Here is a 22,763-nt window from a genome sequence, read left to right as displayed (position 1 = left end):
CCGCTTCGGGCATTGAGGGAGGGACAATAGGATAAAAGCCCCGCCTAGGAAATCACGCGGCTCTTGGCAAATAGTTCAATGGATCGAGGTCGGGCCATATAGACAATCCAGACGCGCGTGCCAGGTTGATGCTGTTCAAGAACCTCGCCTCGAGAAAGGAAACAAAATGGCAGTCGTGTCGGAGTTCAGGTCGTTCATTGCCAAGGGCAACGTCATCGATCTGGCAGTGGGCATCATCATTGGCGGCGCCTTCACCGGCATCGTCAACTCCCTCGTCAATGACATCATCACGCCGATTGTCGGCGCGATCATCGGGGGCATCGATTTTTCCGACTATTTCGTCCCGCTTTCCTCCACGGTAACGGCACCGACGCTTGCCGCCGCAAAGGAGCAGGGTGCGGTTTTCGCCTATGGCAGCTTCATCACGGTCATCATCAACTTCCTGATCCTGGCCTGGATCATCTTCTGGATGGTGAAGGTTGTGAACCGCATCCGCATCAAGGAAGAAAAGCAGCCGGTTGAAGCGGCCGCCGCTCCGCCGCCGGCAGACGTGCTGCTGCTGACGGAGATCCGCGACCTGCTGAAGACGCGCTAGTCGACGCATCACGCAAATCGATGCCAGCCTCACGGATTCTCATGGGATTCCATGGCGCGGGTGGGCTATGAGAAACCTCTAGCCGGAGAAGTTCTGCATGTCGTTGCTTGATAGCCTGAGCCCCCGCGCGCTTGCCGCTCCTGAAAGCGGCATCGTCGAGGTCATTACCTATGCCCGAGATCGTGAAGGCCTGATCCCGCTCTGGGCAGGCGAGGGCGACCTGCCGTCGCCGGACTTCATCAACCGGGCAGCCAGCGAAGCGCTGCTCGGAGGCGAGACATTTTATACCTGGCAGCGCGGGATCCCGGAGCTGCGCGAGGCGCTGTCCAGATATTATGCCCGCCACTTCTCCGTCTCGCTTCCCAGCGACCACTTCTACGTCACCGGTTCTGGCATGCATGCGATCATGCTGGCGGTGCAGGCTTTGACGGAGCCGGGCGACGAACTCATCTACCTCTCTCCGGCCTGGCCGAACATCGTCGCCTCTGTCGAAATCGGGGGAGCGAAGGCAGTGCCGCTGACGCTGGACTTCGTCGATGGCGGCTGGTCGCTCGACATCGAGAAGCTCGAGCGACTGATCACGCCGCGCACGCGGGCTTTGTTCATCAACACGCCCTCCAATCCAACCGGCTGGACCGCCTCGCGGGACGAACTGGCCGCGATCCTGAATCTCGCTCGCCGCAACGACCTGTGGATCATCGCCGACGAGATCTACGTGCTCTACCACTACGGCACCGGCACGCGCGCACCCTCCTTCATGGACATCATTGAAGAGGGTGACCGGGTGCTTTTCGCCAATTCCTTCTCCAAGAACTGGTCGATGACCGGCTGGCGCGTCGGCTGGCTCGTGGCTCCGCCTGAGATGGGACAGGTGATCGAGAACCTGATCCAGTATTCCAATTCCGGCGTCCCACAGTTCCTGCAGCGCGGTTGCGTCGTCGCGCTCGATCAGGGTGACGACTTCGTCCGCGAGAACATCGAGCGGGCCCGCATCTCTCGAGACATCCTGTGCGACACACTGATCGCCACCAACCGGGTCCAGACGCTCAAGCCTGAGGGCGCGCTTTATGCCTTCCTTAGGGTCGATGGGGTCAGTGACAGTCGCGCCGCCGCACTCGACATCGTCGACAAGGTGCAGGTGGCGCTTGCGCCGGGCTCCGCCTTCGGACCGGGTGGCGAGCTCTTCCTGCGTGCCTGCTTCCTCCGGAACCCCGAGCAGGTGCGCCAAGCCGCGGATCGCTTGGCCGACTACATCGCCGAGCTTTGATCGCTAAAAGGCGAGCGAATTCAGCAGCGCTTACTTAGCTGTAACGGGGAATAAACCCGCCGAAGCCCGTCTTACGTAAGCATTGATGAAGACAAGAGATGTTTCGATCCCTGCCAATAAACAAAGGCAGGGAGTATCGAAATGGCCGTCCTCGTCACCGGCGGTGCCGGATATATCGGAAGCCACATGGCATGGGCTCTGCTGGATGCGGGCGAGGAAGTGGTCGTGCTCGATCGTCTGTCGACCGGCTTCCGCTGGGCGGTCCCACCCGCTGCCCGCTTCTATCTGGGCAATGTCGGCAATCGCGATCTTCTGGCGCAGGTCTTCGCGGAGAACAACATCGACGCAATCCTGCACTTCGCCGGCTCGATCGTCGTTCCGCAATCGGTGGCGCATCCGCTGGAATATTACGAGAACAACACCAGCAACACCCGTCTTCTCGCGGCGGCGGCCATAGAGGCTGGGATCCGTCACCTCGTCTTCTCGTCCACCGCTGCGGTCTATGGCGACGTGGCGGACGACCGGCCGGTTGTGGAGAGCGCCCCGACGCTGCCAAAGAACCCCTACGGCCAGTCGAAGCTGATGTCGGAGCTCATGCTGAAGGACGCGGCCGTGGCGCACGATTTTCGTTTCGTGGCGCTGCGTTACTTCAACGTCGCCGGCGCCGACCCTCAGGGGCGGAGCGGGCTATCGACGGATGGTGCCACGCATCTCCTCAAGATCGCCTGCGAGGCCGCCCTGGGGCACCGAAATGCGGTCGATGTATTCGGTACCGACTATCCAACCGCGGACGGCACCGGCGTGCGCGACTATATCCACGTGACGGACCTGGTGAACGCGCATCTGATGGCGCTGGACTATCTCAGGAAAGGCGGCGACGCACTGATCGCCAATTGCGGCTATGGCCGCGGCTATTCGGTGCTGGAGGTGCTGGAGACGGTGAAGCGTGTGAGCGGCAAAGAGTTCGTGGTGAACCTTTCCCCGCGCCGCCCGGGCGACGCGGCAAGTGTGGTGGCGGATTCCACGGTTGCTCGCGAGCTGCTCGGCTGGGTGCCGCGTCACGACGACCTGGACCTGATCGTGACGACGGCGCTTACCTGGGAGCGGGCGCTCGTAGAACGCAAGGACGGCGACCTGCGCACCATTCGCCATAAACTGGCGTCGGCATCATTCTAACGGATCGAAGTTTCATTGCCGTCATCTAATTGAATGGATTCTTAATTAGATAATGGTGTGCTGGGCAAAAGGGAGGAATTCTGATGCTCAGCCATCTGCGCCAGATCTTCACGACAATTCTCTTCGTTTGTCTCTCGGCCGCCACCGCCTTCGCCGCCGAATGGCAGGTCGAACGGACGACGAAGGAGGTCATGTACACGGTGGACCGCGAGAACTGGGTCTCCCTGCAGAGAGGCATGGCGGTTCCGAACAATGCCTGGGTGTCGACAGGCCCCCGCGGACGTCTGGCCCTGACCCGACGCACGGAGCGACTGGCCATCGAGCCAAAGACGCTCGCTGCCGTGATCACCAGGGAAGGGTTGCTGTCGCGCAAGACGGAGGTCGTTCAGCGGACGGGACAGATCGCAGCCGACATCGAAAAGCGCAGCAGGCCGCACACCTATGTGCACACGCCGTTACTGGCCGCTGTGGTAAAGGGCAGGAGCTTCACCGTGACCGTGACCAGCCGCGATGCATCCGTCTCGGTCGATCGTGGTCTGGTGCAGGTCACCTCGTTCACCGGTGGCCAGAGCACGGACGTGGGTCCCGGGCAGCAGGCAAGGGTCGATCAGGCACAGAACATTGCCGTTGCAGGCAACGGAGCACCTTCGGTGTCCTCCGTGGAACCCACGCAGGCGGCTGTCCCCGCGGTGGGCCAGCCTTCGCCGATCGGTACGGGACTGGGCGTGAGCAGCTTCAGCGGCCAGACCAATGGCGACAACGGTAGCGGCAATGGCAACGGTGACGGTAGAGGCGGCGGCGATGGCAACGGTGGCGTAAAAGCCAACGGCGGCGGCAATGGCAACGGCGCTGGGAACGGCAATGGCGGCCGCAACTGAGGCGCAGAAATGATTGCCCATCGCCACGACCAGGAGTGGAAGGAAAGGGGAGCAGGGTGCTGAAGCCGCTTCTAAATCGCTTCGCCTCGAGAAACGCTAGCCGCACCGGGGCTGTGCGGCTGGCGGTGGCCGTGCTTTTCCTGTCGCTGCCCTTCGCGCTTCCCACGCTGACAATCATCCGGCAGTTGGACAATCAGGTATTCGATTTGCGCAGCAAATATGCGCCGAGAGAGGCCTCCGATCGCTTCGTGTTCGCGGCCATCGATAAGGAGGCGCTCGATCAGGTCGGCACCTGGCCTTGGCCCCGTTCTATCCACGGCGACATCATCGATGCGCTCGTCGCAGGCGGCGCCGAGGACATCTTCTTCGATGTCGACTTCAGCACGCCATCGGATGCGGAAGAAGATGATCAGCTGTCTGCCGCCTTGGAGCGCGCAGGCGGCGGCGTCATGCTGCCGGCATTCGAGCAGCACCAGAACGTGCAGGAGGCCGAAGCCACTTCGATCTCCCGTCCGATCGCGCAGTTTGCCGACAATGCGTGGCTGGTGGCAGCAAACGTTCTTCCCGGCGATGGCGGATCGGTGAGGAGGATGGATGCGAGCCTGTTGATGGATGGCGTCCCGCTCCCCTCAGCGTCTATCGCCTTGTCTGGTCTGCAGGCCCCCGAGATATCGGAACTGCCCGTGGATTTCTCCATCCGACCAGAAACGGTGACTGCCGTCTCCGTTGCAGACCTGCTTCGGGGGGCCGTCGGTCCGCGTCTGCTTAATGGCAAGTCCGTTGTGGTTGGCGCGTATGCGACGGAGCTGAAGGATGTTCTCCCGGTACCCGTCCACGGCATCCTCAGCGGCCCGATGCTGCATATTCTTGCGGCCGAGACACTCCTGCAGGATCGCGTGCCGGAGTGGCTGCCGGCCTGGCCGCTAGGCCTGGCCCTCGTGCTGGTACTGGGCGGAGCCTTCCGCTGGCTGCGCCGCTGTCGCGTAAGAGTGGCCACCGCAGGCGCCGTTGGAATTGCCGGCGTTGTGGAGGCCGCAGGCTTCCTTCTCCAGAAGGAGTGGTCGCTGCTCCTTCCGTCCACGTCCTTTCACGTCATCCTGACGATGGCGCTGGCCGGACTGCTCCTCGACAAGGTCGGCTTCAGCAACTGGCTTGCGGAGATGGCAAGCGCCGACCAGCGCAATGCGCGCCGCATCCTCAAGCGGGTGATCAACGACAGCATCGATGCGGTGATCGTGATCAATGCTCAGGGGATGATCATCGAGCACAGCCGCTCCGCAGCAACGTTCTTCGGCATTCATCGCCTGCTGAGGCGAGGCAAGAGCTTCCGGGATCTTGCTCCGGCAGCGCTTGTTGAAGCGCTGGACAAGGCGGTGGCAGGCTGCGCGACCGATGTGGCGCTGCAGCCGAGCCACCATGAAGAACTTACGATCTCCCGCGATGGCGAAAACATCGAACTCGAGGTGAGCTTCACCGTCTCGCGCCTCGAGGACCTGACCAGCGAAGGTGAGCAGGCGAGTTCCTATGTCGTCTGCGTCACGTTGCGCGATGTCACCGCCCGCAAGACCTATGAGGCCAAGCTGCGCCGGCTTTCGCAGCTCGACGACCTAACGGGAACGCTGAACCGGCGCGAGCTCGTGCACCGCATCGGACAAAGCACGAGCGGTGGACAGGTAATAGCCGTCGCAGCGATCGATCTGCATCGCTTCGGCACGATCAACTCGACGTTCGGCCGGGGTGTCGGCGATCACCTTCTGCGAGGCGTGGCAAAGCGGCTGATGGCCGGAGCGCGAGACGTTTCCGCCGATCCGGATCAGGCCCTCGTCGGCCGCCTCGGAGGCGACGTCTTCTGCGTGGCCGTATCCCTTGCTGACGAAGACCAGTTGGCCGGACTTCCCGCAAAGCTGCTCGCTCTTTTCGGTCGCAGCTTCGATGCCGCAACCACCAAGATCAGGCTGGAAGCGCGCGTAGGGGCATGTCTTGCGAGCCATTGTGTCGGCGATGCGTCCGACTGGGTGGATGCGGCCGAACTGGCTCTGGACAAGGCCAAGCAAGTGGGCGGCTCGGGCTCGCACATCTACGAGCCGATCGCGGCGGTCGAGCAGGCACGGAGAATGCGGCTCGAGCAGCAGATGCGCTCGGCGCTGCGGGACGAACAGTTCTTTCTTCTCTACCAGCCGCAGGTGGATCTAGCCTCCGGCAGGATATGCGGTTGCGAGGCGCTGATCCGCTGGCGGCACCCGGAACTTGGCCTTGTCTCTCCGGTGCAGTTCATCGACGTGGCGGAATCGAATGGTTTCATCTGCGAGCTTGGACGCTGGGTTCTGATGGAGGCGTGCTCGGCCGCCGCAAGCTGGCCGTCCGATATTCCCGTCGCCGTCAATGTCTCGGCAGTCCAGTTCGCCAAGGGCGACCTCTGCGCCGATGTCCGTTCCGCGCTTGCAGCCTCAGGCCTTGCGCCGGATCGCCTGCATATCGAAGTCACGGAATCGACCTTCCTTGTCGATCCGGGACGTCTCCTGCAAGAACTTACGGAGTTGCGCTCGCTGGGACTTCGGACGGCGCTGGATGACTTCGGAACGGGCTACTCGTCGCTGAGCTACATCGCCCGCTTTCCCTTCGACAAGATCAAGATCGATCAGTCCTTCGTTCGCGGAATCACGGGTAAGCCGGCGAACCAGGCGATCGTTCGGTCAGTCAAGTCGCTTGCCGAAGGCCTCGGGATGTCGGTGGTTTGTGAAGGGATCGAGGAACCTGCGGAATGGCAGATGCTGGCAAACCTTGGCTGCGAGCAAGGACAGGGCTATCTGTTCGGCAAGCCTCAGACTGCGGACGAGCTTCTATCACTCGAACAGCAGCTGCCAACGGCGCTCAGCGCGACGGGCTGACCGTGCCGGAAAGGTTTCTACGGCGCAGCTCAGCAATGGCTGCGATGTTGGCTTGTGGCCTGCCAGTCCGAGAGACGCGCGTAGAAGTGCGTCGCTCTTTGTTCCCGCAACTGCGACAGCTTCTGCTGCAGCTGGTCGCGAGCTGCGGCCCCCAGGAGATCTGCAAACGCATCGCGATCCAGCCCATCCGCCTTGAGCATCAGGCCGATCAGCGGATCGGACAGGACTTCCGAAATTGTAAGATCGCTCGACATGGCGTCACCTCCATTGCAGCCAACCTAGCCGACAATTGAGACGAAATTATCTCGCCCCGGTGTCCGGCACATGACGTTTCGCCAACTAACCTGAATACTCCTCGCCGGAGCGGAGCGCCCGCAGCGCGTTGAAAATGACAGCGACATCGATCGCCTCGTGCAGCAGAGCTCCCTGCACCGGTTGCAGGTAACCCAGTGCAGCGGCAGTCATTCCGCACAGGGAAAGACCGATTCCGACCATGATGCTCTGCAACGCAGTGGCTCGGCAGCGCCGCGCGATACCGATGCCGGAGAGAATACGGGTCATCAACGAGCAGCACGACGTCGGCGGCTTCCGCGGTCGCCGATCATCATCACGGTCCATACTGATGCGCCGCCTTGACGCGACCACCTTCTGGTCGGAGCTGAGTTCGCTGAGAACCTGATCGAAACCCATGCCAGAGGCGAGGCTTTCGGCGACGTCGCGATGATCGCCCGTTGCAAGCACCACATGGTCGATCCCCATGTCCCGGAGCCTGCGCAGAAGCCGGTCGCCGCCGTGGCGTGGCGACGACCAGCACAGCGACGGCACGTACCGGGTGGCCGCTGACAGCCCCAGCGGCCAGCGTGACAATGATCGTGATCAGCCGAAAATCGACGGGGTAACGATCCGCCAGCCGCGACATCGGCGCCTTCTGGTTGCGCGCCTGCTCGACGAGACGCACGATGCCGGCATAGGCCGCCGCGTCGGCATTCCCAGGCTCGGCCACACCTGCGGTCATTGCCCCTACTGTACCAACGGGGAACAGAACCTCTGCGATACGCCGCAGTTCACCGGCTATACCCGGGATGGTGGCTTTGCGACACATGTTGTGGCCGATCAGGATTATGCCTTCGATCCGCCCGAGGACGCCGATCCGGTGGCGCTTGCCCGCTCCTCTGCGCCGGGCTTATCGGATGGCGGTCGCTGAAGAAAGCGGGGGAGGGCGGAAGCATCGGTCTCTACGGCTTCGGCGCCGCGGCGCACATCATCGCTCAGATCTGTGTGTGACAGGAGCGGCGCGTCCATTCCTTCCTGAAGGTGGGAGATCAGCAGGCGCTGGATTCCGCAAGACGCCTCGGCGTTGCCTGGGGCGGCTTCTCCGGCCATCTGCCGCCTGAGCCTCTCGATGCGGCCATCATCGTCGCGCCCTTCGGCGAACTGGTGCCGGAGGCGTTGAAGGTCGTGCGTCGAGGCGGCCGGGTTATCTGCGGCGGCATCCACATGAGCGACATCCCGCAGATGCCCTATGCGCTCCTTTGGGGCGAGAGGAGCATCTCGTCTGTTGCAACCTGACGCGGGCAGGTGCCGCGGAGTTCTTTCCAATCGCACACGCCGCCAATGTTGTGACGCACACGACGGTCTACCCGCTGGCCGACGCCAATCTCGCCCTCGGCGATCTGCGTTCCAGCCGGTTGTCGGGGGCCGCCGTTCTTGTACCTTGATCATGACTTGTACGTTCTGCTCGTAGGTTCGCCGCAGGACGGCCCGCCAACAGTTTCACCGCGCCAAGGGCGCAAACTCGCAAGACTGGAGAAGACATGGCTTCCATCCTGTGCGTCGCTCTCAACCCCTCGATCGATCTTTCCAATGAGACGGATCACGTCGTGCCGACGAAGAAGGTGCGCATCCGCAACCAGCGCCAGAATATCGGTGGCGGCGGCGTCAACGTTGCGCGCGTGCTTGCCGAACTCGGCGAACGTCCTGACCTCATGGTGATGGCCGGCGGCGCGACTGGCGCCGTCCTCGTCGACACGCTCCGGAAGATGGCGGTCAACCTCTATGCTCTTCCCATCGAAGGCGCGATCCGGGTGGCCTTCATGGTGAGGGAGATCGAAACCGGCCGCGAATACCGGTTCGTGCCCGAAGGTCCCGTGGTGAGTGCGCAGGAGTATGGCGAGGCCTTAGAATTCCTGGAGCGAGCCAGCGCGGATTATGTCGTCGTCAGCGGTAGCCTTCCGCGCGGACTACCGGAGGATGCCTACGCGCACATGGCGCGGATATTCGCCGGACGTGAAGCACGCTTTATCCTCGATGCGTCCGGTCCATCGCTCAAGAAAGCGCTCGAGATCGGCGGTCTCTTCATGATCAAGCCCAGTCTCGATGAACTGGAGGGGATCGTCGGCCGGCAACTGGATGAAGCTGGGGCAATTGCCGCCGCGCAGGAATTGATCCGTGAAGGGGCCGTGCGATACGTCTGCGTCTCAATGGCGCGGGAAGGGGCGGTGCTGGTGACTGCGGAGGGTGCTATCAAGGTGCCATCTTTCGAGGTCCCGGTCGGCTCGACGGTCGGCGCCGGCGACAGCTTCGTCGGCGGCATGGTCTGGGCTTTGACGAAAGGTTATCCGCTCGAGGAGGCATTCCGCTTCGGGGTGGCGGCCGGCGCCGCGACCGTGATGAGCCCGGGTACCGAACTATGCCAGCGGGAGGATGTGTTCCAGCTCTTCGAGAATGGTGACGCGGCGTTTCGCGACGGGAAGGCTGTCGCCACCTGAGGGAGGGCAGGGCGGCATCGCCACCCGGCCGAGCGGTGAGCCTCAGGGGGCGGCGCCCGTCGTTGCCTCCGCTTCCGTCACCTTGTGCTTGACGGCCACGAAGCTGTCCGGGCTGACGGAGATGCTCGAGCAGCTGACCAGCGCGGGCCATGTCCGTCAAGAGGGCTCTGCAGCAGCATGCCGTGGATACGCAGGCTGAGCTCGTCGTGATGGGGGCATACGGTCACTCGAGGATGCGTCAGCGCATCTTCGGGGTGTTACCGCCTCGACTCTGGAAGAAACGAAGCTGCCGGTTCTGCTCGCCCGCTAGCGGCGGCGTGCGAGAGGCGGCAGGAGGACCAGTCGGTGATCATGCAAGATCAGAGCGCCGTCATCGCCTTCCTCGGCGCCTCCGAGGCCTTTGGCATCAGCGAACCGGTCGAGATCATCCGGACACACACTTCGTAGGTTTTTCTGGCAGGCGACCGCGCCTTCAAGATGAAGCGGGCGGTGAAGCTCCCCCATGTGGGCTTCTCTACGATCCCGCTCCGGCTGAAGTCCTGTCTGGACGAGGTCTGAACAGCATGACGGCGCCGGACCTCTATCTCGGGAACCGTCGGATCACACGCCAGCCGGATGGCAAGCTGGTGTTCGGCGGCGAGGGGAGGTGGTCGACGTTGTGGTGGAGATGGTGCGCTTCGATCAGGCCGCACTTTCGACCGGATGGTCGGCAAGGGAAGGCTGAGCCTGGCATTGATGACGGCAACCGCACGCGCCATTGCCCGCTTTCACCGCTCGGCTCCCGATGCAACCTCGTGATGAACCGCTATCTCGACGAGGCCCAGGACGAGGATGCTTCTGCATTCTCCCATTCTTCATGGCGACGCGCGCGGCGGTGCGGGCTCATGTGACGGCGACGCAAGCTTCAGAGGCGGAAGGGGAACTGCAAGTGGATCTCACCGCCGAGGCGCGTTCCTATTACGATCTGGCGCTTGCGCTGCTCGGAAGACAGCAGCCAAGGCTGGTGGCGATCGGCGGCCTGAGCGGATCTGGAAAATCGACGCTCGCTGATGCGCTTGCCCCCAATCTCGGAGCCGCACCCGGAGCTAGGATCATCGAAAGCGATCGCCTCCGCAAGGGCCTGCATGACGTGCCGCCCGAGACGCGCCTGCCGCCTGCGGCCTAACCGGCCCGAAGTGTCGCGCAAGGTCTACGCCGAAATGGCATGGCGTGCGGCGGTCATTCTCGGCCGGAGTGGATGCGCGGTGGTCGACGGGTCTTCGAGAGACGAGAGAACCGGCAGGTTGTCCGTCAGTCCGCCACGGACGCCGGTGTCGCATTTCAGGGAGTTTGGCTGGAGGCGGAGCCAGCCCTGCTCTGGCAGCGGATCGCAGGCCGCTCGGGAGGCGCTTCAGACGCGGACACAGCGCTTCTTGCGGCACAGCTGGAGCGCCGGCCCGCGGGCATCGAGTGGCGCCACTTGCCAGCCGCGAGACCGGTGGATGAGAACGTCTGCATCGTTCTCCACGCCTTTGACGAGACTGCAGAGGCAGGCGAGGTTGATGCGCATCAATGACCGCTCGTCCTCAGCTTCTACTCTGCGAAGCATGCATTCGGCAGGAAGCGGAGTTGTTGGGACGGAGACCTGGGTGGCCAACAGATATGAGATCGCTACATTGACGCCGGGAGACGTGATGCGCTCCTTCGCAATCATGCAGGTCGTCGTCCCGTCCCTCGATCTGGCAACCTGGAAGAGCCTGACGGCGACCGAACAGCAGCGACGGCAATGGGCAGCTGCCAAGGACGGCAACGGGTACATCCGGGGGCTGATTCGCATGACGCCGATGAAACACTTGGAGCTCGGCGATCTGTTTGACGTTCCCGTCTTCGCGACCATCAGCCTGATCGACGAGGCCGGCGTCAGCCGCGAGCTCATCGAGTTCACCCGCCGGCTGGCGGAGGAGGAGGGATGCCAAACGGTGCGGCTCTGGCGCAGCGCACCCGAAAGGCCTGATTTTCTGGACGTGGTATCGGAGCCTCCGGAGGGTTGAACGCACGCGATGCCATGCCGCGCGGCGGTCGTCTGTCGATCGAGATCTCGCGCATCAAGCTGGATGTGGATTATGCGCAGATGTATCCGCATGTGCGTACCGGCGACTATGTCCTGGTCAGCGTGACTGACAACGGCGGGGGCATGTCGATAGAGGTGAAACAGCGCGCCTTCGAACCGTTCTACACGACCAAGGGCGTGGGATCGGGAACCGGCCTCGGCCTCAGCATGGTCTATGGCTTTGCCAAACAGTCTGGCGGCCACATCCAGCTCTACAGCGAGGAAGGCCAGGGCACCAGCGTGCGCATCTTCCTGCCGGCCATCCAGTACACCAGCGACACGGGGACGGTGACCGAGACGCCAACCGTGGCAAGCCGGGCGCTTCTCGGCGGATCGGAGACCATCCTGGCGGTAGAGGATGATGCCCGGGTGCGGCGGGTTGCGGTGTCGCGCCTGACCGATCTCGGCTACACGGTGATCGAGGCGGAGAACGGCGCCCAGGCGCTGGAGAAGCTTCGCCAGAATTCCGATATCGCGCTGCTTTTCACGGATGTGGTGATGCCCGGCGGCATGACGGGCGACGAGCTGGCGGAGATCGTTCGCGCCGAGCGTCCCGAGATCAAGGTTCTCTTCACCTCTGGATGTGCGGAGCCAGAGATCGCCAGGCGCGAGCTCTCAGCTTCCGGAAGCTGGCTGAAGAAGCCATACACAGCCAAGGAGTTGGCAGGCGGCCTGCGGGAACTGCTCGACTGACTATTGAGCCAGGTCTGTGTATAGAGCTAAGATCCTAAGGAGGCTAACCCCCGGCCTGATGGTTCGACTGATTGAACAAGGGGTTCGGGAGCACTTTACGCGAGAGGCTCTTCGAGACGTCTATTCGCAGGCGGTCAGATATAGGCTACCCGTTTCCCGAACTCTGTGTCGTCGTCAAAATTGTTCGTGCCGATGCGCGGGCTCTCTCCCGATGGGAGAGCAAGCGCGGGCTGTTCTGCCTTTGCGGAGGTGCTCTGGCTTTCTATTTCTGCTTCGAGCGCGTCTATCTCGCTCTGAATTTGATTCTTTTCTTCATCGGTCTTCGCCTCAGCCAATGCGGCCTTCTTTGCGGCGACCTGAGCTTCTAAGTCAGAAGCGCCACTAGACGATGAGGCAGAGGATGTGATCGACGTGGCTGCTGAAGCGGAGACTGAATTGATCATCTGAAAGCCTTTGCGATAGAATTCATCCGCTATAGCCTTGCTTCCTTAACTCTTTGCGAAGTCGAGGATCACTCGCGAGCCATCAAGACGGGAAAGCGATCGTGGCCGGCGACGCTGATCAGTCGCCGAAGAGGTTTGGCCGGTGGAGGGATCCACGCAGCCGGGGCATGAGCTTCCTATGTGCACGCCGTGATGGAGTTTCCCTTCCCCAGCTCTATGCCTCAAAGCCTCGCAGGCTTGAGGGCGATTACGCCGCCGTTCAGGGAGACGACGATTTCGTCGCCGCCTCCCAGGTTCGCGACCTGGAAAAACGCGTGCGTGATCTCGAGCGCATGCTCAGTCGCTAGACACGTAAGCGACCAACTGCGCTGAGAGCATATCGCAAGGTTACGGTCTTCCGTCCACAGATCCATGGGGTCGAGCCTTGACTTAACCTGGGCGGCGCGGCGAAGTTGCTGGGGATAACGCCAAAGACGCTGCGTCTGGCGAACGGGGCTGGCGATATCGAACGAGTCATCCGCTACCCGACGTCCCTTGGATCTTCAGCCGTGCGAAACTCGCAGCCCCACAAGCACGTCACGCCCTCAATCGAGCCCGGCAGAACACTCGACACCCCCGCGGTCTCCTCTGCCGGTTCAACAAGGCGTCACCCGCCGTTAGCCATAGGTAGGACGATGTCGATGATGGGGCGCATTTCGACATGGAGAGGGTCCTCGGCCTTACTAGATCGGCGGCGATCACATGCAGCGCATTCGGCTTGGCGGAAATAGTTCTAGGGACTACGAGCGTCTACCAAATTTGCGCTCAAGGCGGTCGGCATCGATCCGGATGGCGTCTCCCAATTGACGATCAAGAACGTCCCGAAGAGCGACCTGCTGGATCCGAAGAGCTACTTCCACCAGTTAAAGGACGGACGCTTCGTCACGCTGGCGCAGGCCTTCAACTTCACCGCGGATTGGGGAGGTGAAGACACCGGTTCTGGCACAGTCGGCCGGAACGATGCGCGATACCGCCCCGATTATATCGTCGGATGACGCGCTTTCTGATGGTGAGGAACTGACGGTGGCGTGCGAGGCGGCGGATGCCGAAGCCGCCTTTTACACCGAAACGATGCAGGGCATTCACGATGCCAGGCCCCGGGAGACGCTCTCGGGCGAGGATAGCCACACGGGCTATGTGCCCGACGATCTCGGCGCCCCACTTCGGTGTCGTGTCGCGCTGATCCTTACCGAACGTTCATCCATGTTACGGATGTTTAAGTGGTCCCTCATGTCGCTGCGGCCTACGTATGGGTTGTAACCAGAACAAGAAGGAAGCCTCTCATGAAGATCAACAAAGTCATCCTGGCATCACTTGCAGCCGTCCTCGTCGCCAGCACCGCTCTGCCAAGCTTTGCAGCACCCGGAGGGGACGGCCCAGGCCGCCACGTCGCCAGAGGCGGCATGATGCAGGAGATGATGTTCGTCCGCCTGCTCAAGACCGCAGACGCCGATAAGGATGCGAAGATCACCAAAGAAGAGCTCTCCGCACGCCAGGAAGCGCTGTTCTCCGAAATGGACGCTGACAAGGACGGAAACCTCATCCCCGGTGAGTTGCGCGCTTATCGCAAAGCCAAGATGGAAGATTTCCGCAAGGACAATCCGCGCCCCGAACGTGCGGAACGTCGTGAAGAGCGCCGCCAGGAGATGGTTCAGAGCAACGATGACGGCAATGACAAGGCTCACAGCAACGGCCGTCCCGGTCGCCGCGGCGAGCATGCAGATCGCCGTCACGAAGGTGGACGCGGTGGCATGCATCACGGCGGACGAATGGGCCCGCAGATGGGTGGAATGCACCTGAACCGTCAGGCAGACACGGATGAGAACGGCCAGTTCAGTAAGGCGGAAGTAACCGTTGCCGTGGACAAGCTGTTTGCTCGCATGGATCGCAACGATGACGGCGTGATCAGCATCGACGACATGCCGAACCGTCCGTTCTGAACACCCGTCCCTAGGCACCAGCCCGGATCGTCAACCCGCCCCACCGCCTGGGGCGGGTTTTTTGTAGGCATCGCCGTAATGCTCCGGCTGGTCGGTGATGGACGAGATCGAAGCGAATAGCCAGTTTCAAAACGGAGGGTCCGGGAGCTCTTGCGTTACTTGCTGATACGAAGGTTCGAGAGAGAGTCCCCTATCTGCTGAAAGGCTGACTGGAGAGCCGCGTTCGTTGGCGAATTGAAATAGAACGCATCTTGCGTGGCGCACTCGCGCATCAGTTTTTGCGTGCTTGTGTCCGGGCCATTAAAAGCGATGGTATAGATGATTATTCCCGCGTTCTTCATCGAAGTGCAGACACTGCTCAACCTGTTGTTCAATTGGGTAACGGCCGAGCCTTCATTGCTCGTTCCCAGCTTCTTCTCTGAAAGCCAACCATAGGCCGTATAGATTGATGATGACATTGTGTTTTCGCCATCTGTCATGATCACTGCCGCCTTGCTCATGTGTGGTGCTCCATAGTCGAGTGGCAGCTCATACGTTGCCATGTCGCCGCCCCAAATGCCGCGCCATTTGGGCGAAAGGATGCGCCACCCCCAAACCGCGCCGAAGTTGATATGGGTGTTGCCAACTGCATTCATGGCGCTGATAGCGGATTTGATCGTCGCTTTCTTCGGAGTAAGCCGCGTAACCTCAGCGGGGCAGTATTTGTTTGGGCCGTTCGCATTGCTGAGGTTTGAGTCGTAGGTTTTCTTGCCGCTGTTGCCCTTGGTGCTGATCCAATCATTTTGGTAGTCATCATCCTCCCAATAGTACGGAGTCAGCGGCTTCGTAGACGGGACGGTATCCGACATGTCGTCAGTACTTGAAGAAAAGCCCTCAACGCACCCACCCCACGAGGTTGGGCCCCAATCGAGAGACGATAGCGCTCCCGAAGCAAGCCAATCAGTGTGGCTCTTTCCGACGTTCACCGTCTGCGAGAAGGGGACGATGCCAACATAAAGATTTTCTGCCACCGCATCATCGCCAAAAAGCGTGTCCACCAGTGTGTTCGCAGCAGATTTCAAGCTCGTCAGGGGTGAACCTGACATAGAACCTGTGTTGTCCAATACCAGTGCCAGCTCAAGGCCCGTAGTTGAGCGCTCGATGACGGTCTGCGCGCTCGTGTTCATCGTTTCGACGCCGAGGATGTTCATGAACGTCGTCGGGGCGCTCGCAGTCGCGTCTACGGTCAGGGTCTTGTCATCGCTGGAAAGGGACCAGGTCAAACTGTCAATGGTTGCTCCTATCTGTCCTTCGGCGAAGTTGGCCACGGTGAATTTGCGCAACTGCGCGTCAATGGTCGCTTTGTCCAGTTTAGCCACGGTCGACAGTGCGCCCGCGTCAATCGCCCGCTGCAGGCTGGAGTGCATAAGAACCAGTCTAGCAGTATCAATACCGAAGCCCGTCGCGCCGATGAGAGCGATGCTGACAACCCCGACAAGCGGCAGCACCGCGCCCTCCTGGTCCTCACGAAAACGAAACATCAAGGAACGCAAGGTCAAGGTCGTTTTCCCTTTGACTAACAGCCTGGCGCCGTCGTCAAGCTGCCAAGGCGAGGACGAAACGTTGCAGTCTTGAAGAGCTGATTTTCCAGCGGGACGAAGCTCGTGAAGATGGGGGTGTGGCGGTAGAAGACCTCTGCAATGATGACATTGTCCGATGTATCCAGTGTAAGACCGCCTGGCAGAGTCGCTGCCTTGTTCAACTTGCCGATGCGGCTCTCGCTCACAAGCGCTCCGCTTTTGCATTGCCAGGAAACAAGGGGTTCTGCCCCGTCGGTTCGGGATACCGAGGAAAGGATGACATAGCCGTTCGTTGCAAAGTCGCTGGTGCCCATTACCTCTGAGGAGACGGAAAAAATCGAGGTAATATCCGACGACGTCAGTGACTCATAGCGGGACACAGCATCCGCTACGGTCGAGGCCATCTGTGAAGCCTGGAAGTGTGACCTGCAGTAATAGGCAATTTCGCTGCCGCCGCACAAAAGCGTCAATAAGACTGGCGTAATCATCGCCATCTCGATACCGGCCACACCTTCTTCGTTCGCGAGGAAGCGTCGAGCGAAGGCGAAGGCAGCACGCGCGCTTTGGTTCAGCCGCTGCATATCAGTAGGGTTCATTTTGGACGACTGCAGTTGCAGTCAAAGCAATCGTGCCATTGTTGCCGATCACTTCCTTGAGGATGGGAGTGTGGAACGTCCACGGGTAAGTCGCTGTGTAGAGGACGACTTGTGCAGTGCCACCGTAGCCGGTGGTGCCTTGGTCGAGATCATACTTTCCGTTCCCATTGACGTCGGTATAGTTCTCGCCGTCATCACGGAGGCCGTTCTTGTTTTTGTCGACAAACGGCTCCGGCTTTTTCAGATCATCGAAGCTCTTGTACGAGAGGCTGGTGATAACGAGCTTGTCGACGTCCATGATCATGCCCGCCTGTGACAGGATCTTTTGCTTTACAGTAGCATCCTGGGTTGAATCCTCAGAGACGAACCCGGTTCGTCCAGTTCGTGCCGCGTCGTACGTAGCGTTTTTCAAGATGATATCCGCCGCGAAGGCGATACCGCTTTCGACGATGGCAAAAGTCATGAACAGGAGAACGGGAGCGACCATGGCGAATTCGACCGCTGTCGCACCATCTTCAGAGCGCTGAAAGCTAACAATGTCCAGCCGCCTCAAGTGGAATCCTCTGTTCTGTGACAGGGTATTCCTAACATCGAGAACTTTATAACCAGCAAATGTATTCCTGCTCATTTTCATCAAATCTGTGCCTTTTGCCATTGCTGTTCCTGGTTGGAGCCAAAGCCATATCCCCGCCAGTAGCCGAAAGGCGAAAGAACCAATTTTTGGTCGGGTTGCCGGCGAGGCTGGTCTCAAGCCCTCAGGAGGAAGAGGCTTAAGACCAAGGATGCTTCCGGGGCGAGGCAATGTCGGCATACGCGGAGGCGATGCAGAGGAGTCGACAGCGTTCGCTAGAGTTGGGCCAGATGGCGGCATAGGATTATCGAGAAGATCACTCAGCGAACGAGACAGATCCTGCACCTGAGGGGGATTGTCTCGGTCAGGTGCGGCTAGAGCAGATCCTGTTTAAACGAGGGTCATATCCAGCGGCCCTGACGTTGGCGCATTCTGTCGGTGTGAAGCTGGGGATCAAACCACCGACCGCGATCTGAACGCCGATATTGTTGATGGGGATGGGGTCATCAAGCGGATCAGAGGCACGCCGCGGGGCGGACCGCTGTCGCCGCTCTTGGCCAATGTGCTGCTGGATGAGGTGGACAAGGAACTTGAACAGCCGGGCCATGCCTTCTGCCGCTATGCCGACGACTGCAATAACTATGTGCGGTCGAGCCGAGCGGGTGAGCGGGGTAATGGCTCTGCTGCGGCGCCTTAACGGCGACTTCACCTGACGGTGAACGAGGACAAGAGCGCCGTTGCCAGCGTCTTCGGCCGCAAGTTCCGCCCCCCCCCCCGCAAGGCAACGAGTTCATTGAATTAACAAGGGAAGGATGGTCCTGCTAGAGAGATTTGAACTCTCGGCCTCTCCCTTACCAAGGGAGGCGTGCACAATAGATAAAGAACTGTTAAGCAATAATAAAAATCCGCTCCGTACTGCGTTATGGACGGTTTTTGAACATGATGCTTGCTTGACGAGGAAGGTGCCATGGTCGAACGTGAACGGGAATCATAAAGCATTGGAAGCTGGGGCATTTGAAGAAACTGGGGGCGGCTTGCAGGAATTGGCATGCGCATCGAGCGGCTAATGAACGGAGAAGGCGTTGGCGCCGGTTCCGGAAGCCGTCTCGGCCAAGGATGCGGCCAAGGCGGGACGGCAATTGGGTCCAGATTTGGCAAGGCGGAGAACCTGAGTGGGCAGTCTGTAAGACGGCACCATCCCGGCCGCCGAAGAACCTGTGCTTGACCACAAACACCCGCGACAGCATTCGCTTCCTACAGCTTCTGCGGCGAGGCACCAGCATTGCAGTGAAGAAGAAAAAGCCGCTGGTGCGCAGATCGCCTGGACGCTCGCCGCAGTTGATAGGCTACAATGACTTCTCGTACCCAACATCCATTTCAACGGCCGCGGCGGTTGTGCTGGCTGCCGAGTATGAACGCATGCGAACGATGCTGGATGAGGTCCCGCCCACGGTAGTACTGGACCGATGGAACGACGAAGTCTTCCGTAAACTGTACCAGCTTGGTTTTTTCGAGATTGTTGGGATCACACCCAAGCGTACCGACGTCGTCATCGATGAAGGTGACGTGCGAACCATGCAGATCGTGAGCAGTCAGAATGCTGATGATCTGGAGCGGATAGATGCAGCGCTCCAAAAGCTCGGCGAGTTCATGAACCCGACAAGCAGCATTCCGGAATCCGTAATAATTGATCTGCTTACCGGCTTAAGCGAAGCTCTGAGCAATGTCACCGGCCACGCCTATCCTGATGACTACCAGCCCATCTATCCTCACATCGGTCGGTTCTGGGTTTCAGCGACGGCAGATCGCCGCAATCATTCCTTAACAGTAGTCGTGTACGACCAAGGGGTGACGATACCTGTGACGTATCCTCGGATAGAGAGACTGGAGAAGGTGTACAACTACCTGGGCCGCACCCTACGTCAGCAGCCCTCGTTTGACTTCGAGAATGATGGTACATATATCCGGGCGGCGATGAAGTACGGTGGGTCCCGCACTGATCAGAAGCATCGTGGCAAGGGTCTGCCGCAGATCATCGACGTTATAAAGCGGATTGGTCGAGGCCGCCTGACTGTATTCAGCCGTGGCGGTTGGTGTACCCGGGCCCCAAATGGACGCTTTAGCTCAGGTGCAGTACCATACTCCCTCGGCGGTACGCTTGCCATAGTGGCTGCTATATAATGCGCGACGGGGACATGACGTCCTGCCGTAGAATAGAGTGGGCAATGGAACTTCCTACGAACGAATTGGTTGTGCGCAAATGAACATCGATTTGGCAAAACAGTTCAGCCCTTACCCGTCCGGTCGCTTTCCGACGGACGGGACCCACAACGGCGAGACTTTCCGAGATTCCGTGCTTCTGCCGGCGTTGACCCGTGCCAAAACGTCGCACGGCTCGGAGAAGGTCGTCGTCAATATCGACGGTGTTCGGACGTTCGGTTCTTCGTTCCTGGAAGAGGCTTTCGCTGGCCTCATCAGGAAGCGTCGCTTTACTCGAGATGAACTCGAGCAACTGTTGGTTATAGAGTGCTCGAAACCGCACCTGATGATCTTCCGAGACTCGATCTCTGGCTACATCAAGAGTGCGCAGCCTGAATTCGATGGCGTCCTGCATTCCTAACCCATGTGGGAAAAATCAACTTTCCTAGTAGTTGGTGCACTCCTGGGTTGGTTCCTGCAGCAGTATCGGGTCGCTAGATCCGAAGATGCGGCCCTAATCAACGAGCACATAAAAGACATCGAGAAATTCTGCGATGCGGCGCAAGCGTACTGGCTGAAGGTCCCGGCAAGCCAGGATGAGGAGCGAGCGGCCGCTGCGAAAGTGCGAGCTGCGCATGCCGCAACTACACATCTGTATTCGGAGATGGATAGCCTCTGCAGCGCGGAAGCATCAAAGTATCGGGAGATGTCCCTCGAGCTCTTCAACCTCGCGACTGGTGGAGCGTTTGAAAGCTCTCGGACTTCCATCGATGCTGAGCGAGCAATCGATATTTACGATCTCACCGCTCAGATAGTCCACCTCCTGAGGCGGGCGCGACGGGATGTACTGTCGCTGGGTAGGCTCTTTCACCGTGCGATCGATGTCGGTGCTTAGTTAGAAAGCCTAAGCTTCCTGGCGTTCCTGGGCCTGACGTTCCGCCTTCCTCAGAAGGCAACGGGAAGGTGGAGACGGAACCGGCTTCACAATTTCTGGCTGGCTCCGAACTGGTGAGCTAAAACGCCGTTGCCTCGGATACACCTAACAAGTGGGCCGGGATTAGCCGCCTGTCATGTTGCCTGCGTGCTCACATCCATCCATGCCAGCTCCAATACGTGGCCATCGGGATCTTCGACACAGCGATTGTAGAGAAAACCCAAGTCAAGGGGCTCCCGGATATCGGCCTTGCCGCCCGACGCCGCTCCCGCGTCCGCGATGGCATCCACATGCTGTCGGTTGTCGTGACTGAGTGCGATCAGCACCTCGGTAGTTGCATGCGCGTCAGCGACAGGCTTGGGCGTGAAGGTTGCAAAATAGTCTTTCGACAGCAACTGAAACGTTATGACGTCCGACCAGACCATGCTCGACGCCTGATGATTGCTGAACTGGTCGTTCTTCTGGCAACCGATCGCCTCATAGAAGCGGGTAGCCGCAGCCAAATCCTTCACAGGCAGATTGACGAAGATCATTTTTGACATGGCTTATCCTTTCCTGGTTAAACTCTGTTCGCGCTGCTTTGGCACCGGCGGCCGAAGTCGGCCGCGGCTACAGCCATTCTGTGATGAACCGGCCACTTGCATGGATGTCGATCATCTCGACCTCATCGCTAAGGCTCACAAATTGATGCGGCGTCTCCGGTGTGGCCACCACGATCTCACCCGCCACAGCATCCACTCTCCGTTTTCCGAGCGTGAAACGGACAACACCCTTCCGGATGAGAAACGTCTCGGAATAGGGATGCTGGTGAAGTGCCGGCCCTCTACCCGGAGTGTCGAGCCGGGTGAATATGATCGAGACGTCGGATCCACATCGTTCTCCCTCGAACTCGCCATATAAAGGCGTCGTCTCGTGTATCCATTCGCTATCGATGGTCCTCATGAGGGTCTCCATTGCCTGTTGGAACAATAGGCGCTAAAAATGGAAATCGGGTAGCGACAAAAATGAAATGCTGGATTACGTGCAGCAGCGACTTCAGTGGAACGATCTCAGCCTGATTCTGGCGGTGGCGCGATCGGGTTCATTCGCGGGTGCTGCCGTACGTCTCGGCGTCAGTACTCCTACGGTATTCCGTCATGCGAAGGCGGTGGAGCAGCGGCTAGATACTCTGATCTTCCATCGTGATACGACCGGCGTCTCTCTCACCGCGGCAGGGCGAGAGGCGGCCGCGTTGGCTGAACGCTTTGACGAGGAGATTGGTGCGCTGGAGGCGCGTGTCCGGAACGAAATTTCCGACGCAGCTGGAACAGTACGTTTGGCTACCGTCGACACTCTGATAGCGGGTCCGCTGATGCCGCTGATACAGCGCTTTAGAGCGGAACACTCGGCCATCCTACTCGACCTCCGTTCAGGCATTGGTATGGCGAATCTGCGCCAGCGAGAAGTCGACGCCGCGTTGCGTGCCGGCGGTGAGCCGCCCGAGAGCCTGGTTGGCAGGAAGCTCTGCCGGATTGCAGTCTCAGTGTACCGAAGCAATATGGCCGAGGGAGTTTCGAGCGTTCAGCCATGGGTTGTCCCCAATGCTGAGTTGGGACACCTGGCCTCGGTTCGCTGGCTGAAGCAAGCTGGCCGATACGCCGACGCCGCGCTTCAAGCAAACAGTCTCTATACGCTTGCCGAAGCCGTCGCCAATGGTCTCGGGCAAGGTATCCTCCCCTGCTACCTTGCGGACGCCGATCCAAGGCTCACCAGGGTCGGCGAACCCATTGATGAACTGTCGAGTGATCTTTGGTTCCTCACGCATAGTGAACTGCGACACACCGGGCGGATCAGGGCCTTGTCCGACTTCCTTGCACGCGAATTCCACGCGCTACGGCCGCTGTTTGGGGGTGCTTACCCTGAGAGGCAGCAATAGTCGTCTTCCATTAGTTGAGCGTCGCCGCTGTGTCCGGTGGCGCTAACGCACAATGTCTTGTAGGCGCTGCACTCGCGTAGAACCCCGGCCGCAACCTGCGGTCTTCCACCGTAGTTACCAATCTCTATCTTTAATTGTAAGCGCTCATTTCCATGCGCATTGACTTGGCCGGTTTGACCGGAGTGGCTGTCATCCGTCTATATTAGATCGTGC

At 60.1% G+C, this 22,763-nt stretch carries 21 protein-coding genes and 4 pseudogenes; 16 read left to right on the top strand and 9 right to left on the bottom strand.

Features of this window, described 5'->3' with window-relative positions:
• The first annotated feature begins 166 nt into the window (after positions 1 to 166).
• The 5 genes from mscL to MUU54_RS20735 all read left to right on the top strand — a co-directional run bounded on the left by mscL (position 167) and on the right by MUU54_RS20735 (position 6,804).
• Complete coding sequence (gene mscL, locus MUU54_RS20755; protein ID WP_239998624.1) at positions 167 to 595, top strand: large conductance mechanosensitive channel protein MscL; 429 nt, start codon at positions 167 to 169, stop codon at positions 593 to 595.
• 97 nt (positions 596 to 692) lie between these two features.
• Positions 693 to 1,862, top strand: a complete 1,170-nt coding sequence (locus MUU54_RS20750) for a pyridoxal phosphate-dependent aminotransferase (protein WP_247245868.1) — start codon at positions 693 to 695, stop codon at positions 1,860 to 1,862.
• A 141-nt stretch (positions 1,863 to 2,003) separates the two neighbouring features.
• Entirely contained in the window at positions 2,004 to 3,038 is a 1,035-nt protein-coding gene (gene galE / locus MUU54_RS20745) for a UDP-glucose 4-epimerase GalE (protein ID WP_247245867.1), read from the top strand.
• 83 nt (positions 3,039 to 3,121) lie between these two features.
• Positions 3,122 to 3,916: a FecR family protein gene (locus tag MUU54_RS20740; protein WP_247245866.1), complete on the top strand. Its 795-nt coding sequence runs from the start codon at positions 3,122 to 3,124 to the stop codon at positions 3,914 to 3,916.
• A gap of 56 nt (positions 3,917 to 3,972) precedes the next feature.
• Complete coding sequence (locus tag MUU54_RS20735) at positions 3,973 to 6,804, top strand: EAL domain-containing protein (protein ID WP_247245865.1); 2,832 nt, start codon at positions 3,973 to 3,975, stop codon at positions 6,802 to 6,804.
• A 29-nt stretch (positions 6,805 to 6,833) separates the two neighbouring features.
• On the opposite strand, the gene MUU54_RS20730 is transcribed toward MUU54_RS20735, so the two are convergent.
• Together MUU54_RS20730 and MUU54_RS25220 are read right to left on the bottom strand one after the other, a co-directional pair.
• Positions 6,834 to 7,058 (bottom strand): hypothetical protein, encoded by a 225-nt coding sequence (locus tag MUU54_RS20730; RefSeq protein WP_247245864.1) that lies wholly within the window; start codon positions 7,056 to 7,058, stop codon positions 6,834 to 6,836.
• 85 nt (positions 7,059 to 7,143) lie between these two features.
• Positions 7,144 to 7,402: pseudogene (locus tag MUU54_RS25220) on the bottom strand (heavy metal translocating P-type ATPase); the annotation flags it as partial.
• A 372-nt stretch (positions 7,403 to 7,774) separates the two neighbouring features.
• Here MUU54_RS25220 and MUU54_RS20720 point away from each other — a divergent pair.
• The 3 genes and pseudogenes from MUU54_RS20720 to MUU54_RS25215 all read left to right on the top strand — a co-directional run.
• Positions 7,775 to 8,522: pseudogene (locus tag MUU54_RS20720) on the top strand (alcohol dehydrogenase catalytic domain-containing protein); the annotation flags it as partial.
• Positions 8,523 to 8,618: 96 nt separating this feature from the next.
• On the top strand, positions 8,619 to 9,572 hold the full coding sequence (locus MUU54_RS20715) for a 1-phosphofructokinase family hexose kinase (RefSeq protein WP_247245862.1): 954 nt from the start codon (positions 8,619 to 8,621) through the stop codon (positions 9,570 to 9,572).
• An 856-nt stretch (positions 9,573 to 10,428) separates the two neighbouring features.
• Positions 10,429 to 10,737, top strand: coding sequence for an AAA family ATPase (locus MUU54_RS25215; RefSeq protein WP_247245861.1), 309 nt, complete (start codon positions 10,429 to 10,431; stop codon positions 10,735 to 10,737).
• Between the two features lie 225 nt (positions 10,738 to 10,962).
• Here the strand turns inward: MUU54_RS25215 and MUU54_RS20705 are convergent, their stop codons facing one another.
• Positions 10,963 to 11,121, bottom strand: a complete 159-nt coding sequence (locus MUU54_RS20705) for a hypothetical protein (RefSeq protein ID WP_247245860.1) — start codon at positions 11,119 to 11,121, stop codon at positions 10,963 to 10,965.
• Between the two features lie 79 nt (positions 11,122 to 11,200).
• Between MUU54_RS20705 and MUU54_RS20700 the strand changes: the two genes are divergently transcribed.
• Positions 11,201 to 11,602 (top strand): GNAT family N-acetyltransferase, encoded by a 402-nt coding sequence (locus MUU54_RS20700; protein ID WP_247245859.1) that lies wholly within the window; start codon positions 11,201 to 11,203, stop codon positions 11,600 to 11,602.
• Positions 11,599 to 12,354: pseudogene (locus MUU54_RS20695) on the top strand (ATP-binding protein); the annotation flags it as partial. The gene MUU54_RS20700 and the pseudogene MUU54_RS20695, both read left to right, overlap by 4 nt.
• 134 nt (positions 12,355 to 12,488) lie before the next feature.
• Here the strand turns inward: MUU54_RS20695 and MUU54_RS20690 are convergent.
• Positions 12,489 to 12,797, bottom strand: coding sequence for a hypothetical protein (locus MUU54_RS20690; RefSeq protein WP_247245858.1), 309 nt, complete (start codon positions 12,795 to 12,797; stop codon positions 12,489 to 12,491).
• A gap of 818 nt (positions 12,798 to 13,615) precedes the next feature.
• Here MUU54_RS20690 and MUU54_RS20685 point away from each other — a divergent pair.
• Both MUU54_RS20685 and MUU54_RS20680 read left to right on the top strand, forming a co-directional pair.
• On the top strand, positions 13,616 to 13,831 hold the full coding sequence (locus tag MUU54_RS20685) for a DUF1217 domain-containing protein (protein ID WP_312038857.1): 216 nt from the start codon (positions 13,616 to 13,618) through the stop codon (positions 13,829 to 13,831).
• A 288-nt stretch (positions 13,832 to 14,119) separates the two neighbouring features.
• Positions 14,120 to 14,776, top strand: coding sequence for a hypothetical protein (locus tag MUU54_RS20680; RefSeq protein ID WP_247245856.1), 657 nt, complete (start codon positions 14,120 to 14,122; stop codon positions 14,774 to 14,776).
• Positions 14,777 to 14,931: 155 nt separating this feature from the next.
• Here MUU54_RS20680 and MUU54_RS20675 read toward each other — a convergent pair whose 3' ends face one another.
• From MUU54_RS20675 to MUU54_RS20665, 3 genes are read right to left on the bottom strand one after another with little or no spacing between them, the layout of a single operon-like run.
• Positions 14,932 to 16,314 (bottom strand): TadE/TadG family type IV pilus assembly protein, encoded by a 1,383-nt coding sequence (locus MUU54_RS20675; RefSeq protein ID WP_247245855.1) that lies wholly within the window; start codon positions 16,312 to 16,314, stop codon positions 14,932 to 14,934.
• A gap of 17 nt (positions 16,315 to 16,331) precedes the next feature.
• Positions 16,332 to 16,931, bottom strand: coding sequence for a TadE/TadG family type IV pilus assembly protein (locus tag MUU54_RS20670; RefSeq protein ID WP_247245854.1), 600 nt, complete (start codon positions 16,929 to 16,931; stop codon positions 16,332 to 16,334).
• Complete coding sequence (locus MUU54_RS20665) at positions 16,918 to 17,586, bottom strand: TadE/TadG family type IV pilus assembly protein (protein ID WP_247245853.1); 669 nt, start codon at positions 17,584 to 17,586, stop codon at positions 16,918 to 16,920. The genes MUU54_RS20670 and MUU54_RS20665 overlap by 14 nt, the downstream gene beginning before the upstream one ends.
• 388 nt (positions 17,587 to 17,974) lie before the next feature.
• On the opposite strand from MUU54_RS20665, the pseudogene MUU54_RS20660 reads away from it, so the two are divergent.
• The 3 genes and pseudogenes from MUU54_RS20660 to MUU54_RS20650 form a co-directional block, all read left to right on the top strand.
• Positions 17,975 to 18,265: pseudogene (locus tag MUU54_RS20660) on the top strand (reverse transcriptase domain-containing protein); the annotation flags it as partial.
• Positions 18,266 to 18,723: 458 nt separating this feature from the next.
• A complete protein-coding gene (locus MUU54_RS20655; RefSeq protein WP_247245852.1) occupies positions 18,724 to 19,683 on the top strand; it encodes an ATP-binding protein in 960 nt (319 codons plus the stop codon).
• A 79-nt stretch (positions 19,684 to 19,762) separates the two neighbouring features.
• Positions 19,763 to 20,122 (top strand): STAS-like domain-containing protein, encoded by a 360-nt coding sequence (locus tag MUU54_RS20650; protein ID WP_247245851.1) that lies wholly within the window; start codon positions 19,763 to 19,765, stop codon positions 20,120 to 20,122.
• A 647-nt stretch (positions 20,123 to 20,769) separates the two neighbouring features.
• Here the strand turns inward: MUU54_RS20650 and MUU54_RS20645 are convergent.
• Positions 20,770 to 21,177, bottom strand: a complete 408-nt coding sequence (locus MUU54_RS20645; protein WP_247245850.1) for a VOC family protein — start codon at positions 21,175 to 21,177, stop codon at positions 20,770 to 20,772.
• A gap of 67 nt (positions 21,178 to 21,244) precedes the next feature.
• A complete protein-coding gene (locus MUU54_RS20640) occupies positions 21,245 to 21,577 on the bottom strand; it encodes a cupin domain-containing protein (RefSeq protein WP_247245849.1) in 333 nt (110 codons plus the stop codon).
• A gap of 67 nt (positions 21,578 to 21,644) precedes the next feature.
• On the opposite strand from MUU54_RS20640, the gene MUU54_RS20635 reads away from it, so the two are divergent.
• A complete protein-coding gene (locus MUU54_RS20635; protein ID WP_247245848.1) occupies positions 21,645 to 22,550 on the top strand; it encodes a LysR family transcriptional regulator in 906 nt (301 codons plus the stop codon).
• The last annotated feature ends 213 nt before the right edge of the window (positions 22,551 to 22,763 follow it).

It is taken from the genome of Pseudorhizobium tarimense, assembly GCF_022968135.1.
In the GTDB taxonomy this organism is placed as follows: domain Bacteria; phylum Pseudomonadota; class Alphaproteobacteria; order Rhizobiales; family Rhizobiaceae; genus Neorhizobium; species Neorhizobium tarimense.
This window is presented reverse-complemented; position numbering and strand designations above follow the sequence as displayed.

What these genes read in the sequence shown, in the direction of transcription:
- mscL (WP_239998624.1), top strand. Translation starts at nt 167, where the DNA reads ATGGCAGTCGTGTCGGAGTTCAGGTCGTTCATTGCCAAGGGCAACGTC.
- MUU54_RS20750 (WP_247245868.1), top strand. Translation starts at nt 693, where the DNA reads ATGTCGTTGCTTGATAGCCTGAGCCCCCGCGCGCTTGCCGCTCCTGAA.
- galE (WP_247245867.1), top strand. Translation starts at nt 2,004, where the DNA reads ATGGCCGTCCTCGTCACCGGCGGTGCCGGATATATCGGAAGCCACATG.
- MUU54_RS20740 (WP_247245866.1), top strand. Translation starts at nt 3,122, where the DNA reads ATGCTCAGCCATCTGCGCCAGATCTTCACGACAATTCTCTTCGTTTGT.
- MUU54_RS20730 (WP_247245864.1), bottom strand. Translation starts at nt 7,058, where the DNA reads ATGTCGAGCGATCTTACAATTTCGGAAGTCCTGTCCGATCCGCTGATC.
- MUU54_RS20715 (WP_247245862.1), top strand. Translation starts at nt 8,619, where the DNA reads ATGGCTTCCATCCTGTGCGTCGCTCTCAACCCCTCGATCGATCTTTCC.
- MUU54_RS25215 (WP_247245861.1), top strand. Translation starts at nt 10,429, where the DNA reads ATGGCGACGCGCGCGGCGGTGCGGGCTCATGTGACGGCGACGCAAGCT.
- MUU54_RS20705 (WP_247245860.1), bottom strand. Translation starts at nt 11,121, where the DNA reads ATGCGCATCAACCTCGCCTGCCTCTGCAGTCTCGTCAAAGGCGTGGAG.
- MUU54_RS20690 (WP_247245858.1), bottom strand. Translation starts at nt 12,797, where the DNA reads ATGATCAATTCAGTCTCCGCTTCAGCAGCCACGTCGATCACATCCTCT.
- MUU54_RS20680 (WP_247245856.1), top strand. Translation starts at nt 14,120, where the DNA reads ATGAAGATCAACAAAGTCATCCTGGCATCACTTGCAGCCGTCCTCGTC.
- MUU54_RS20670 (WP_247245854.1), bottom strand. Translation starts at nt 16,931, where the DNA reads ATGAACCCTACTGATATGCAGCGGCTGAACCAAAGCGCGCGTGCTGCC.
- MUU54_RS20665 (WP_247245853.1), bottom strand. Translation starts at nt 17,586, where the DNA reads ATGGCAAAAGGCACAGATTTGATGAAAATGAGCAGGAATACATTTGCT.
- MUU54_RS20650 (WP_247245851.1), top strand. Translation starts at nt 19,763, where the DNA reads ATGAACATCGATTTGGCAAAACAGTTCAGCCCTTACCCGTCCGGTCGC.
- MUU54_RS20645 (WP_247245850.1), bottom strand. Translation starts at nt 21,177, where the DNA reads ATGTCAAAAATGATCTTCGTCAATCTGCCTGTGAAGGATTTGGCTGCG.
- MUU54_RS20640 (WP_247245849.1), bottom strand. Translation starts at nt 21,577, where the DNA reads ATGAGGACCATCGATAGCGAATGGATACACGAGACGACGCCTTTATAT.
- MUU54_RS20635 (WP_247245848.1), top strand. Translation starts at nt 21,645, where the DNA reads ATGCTGGATTACGTGCAGCAGCGACTTCAGTGGAACGATCTCAGCCTG.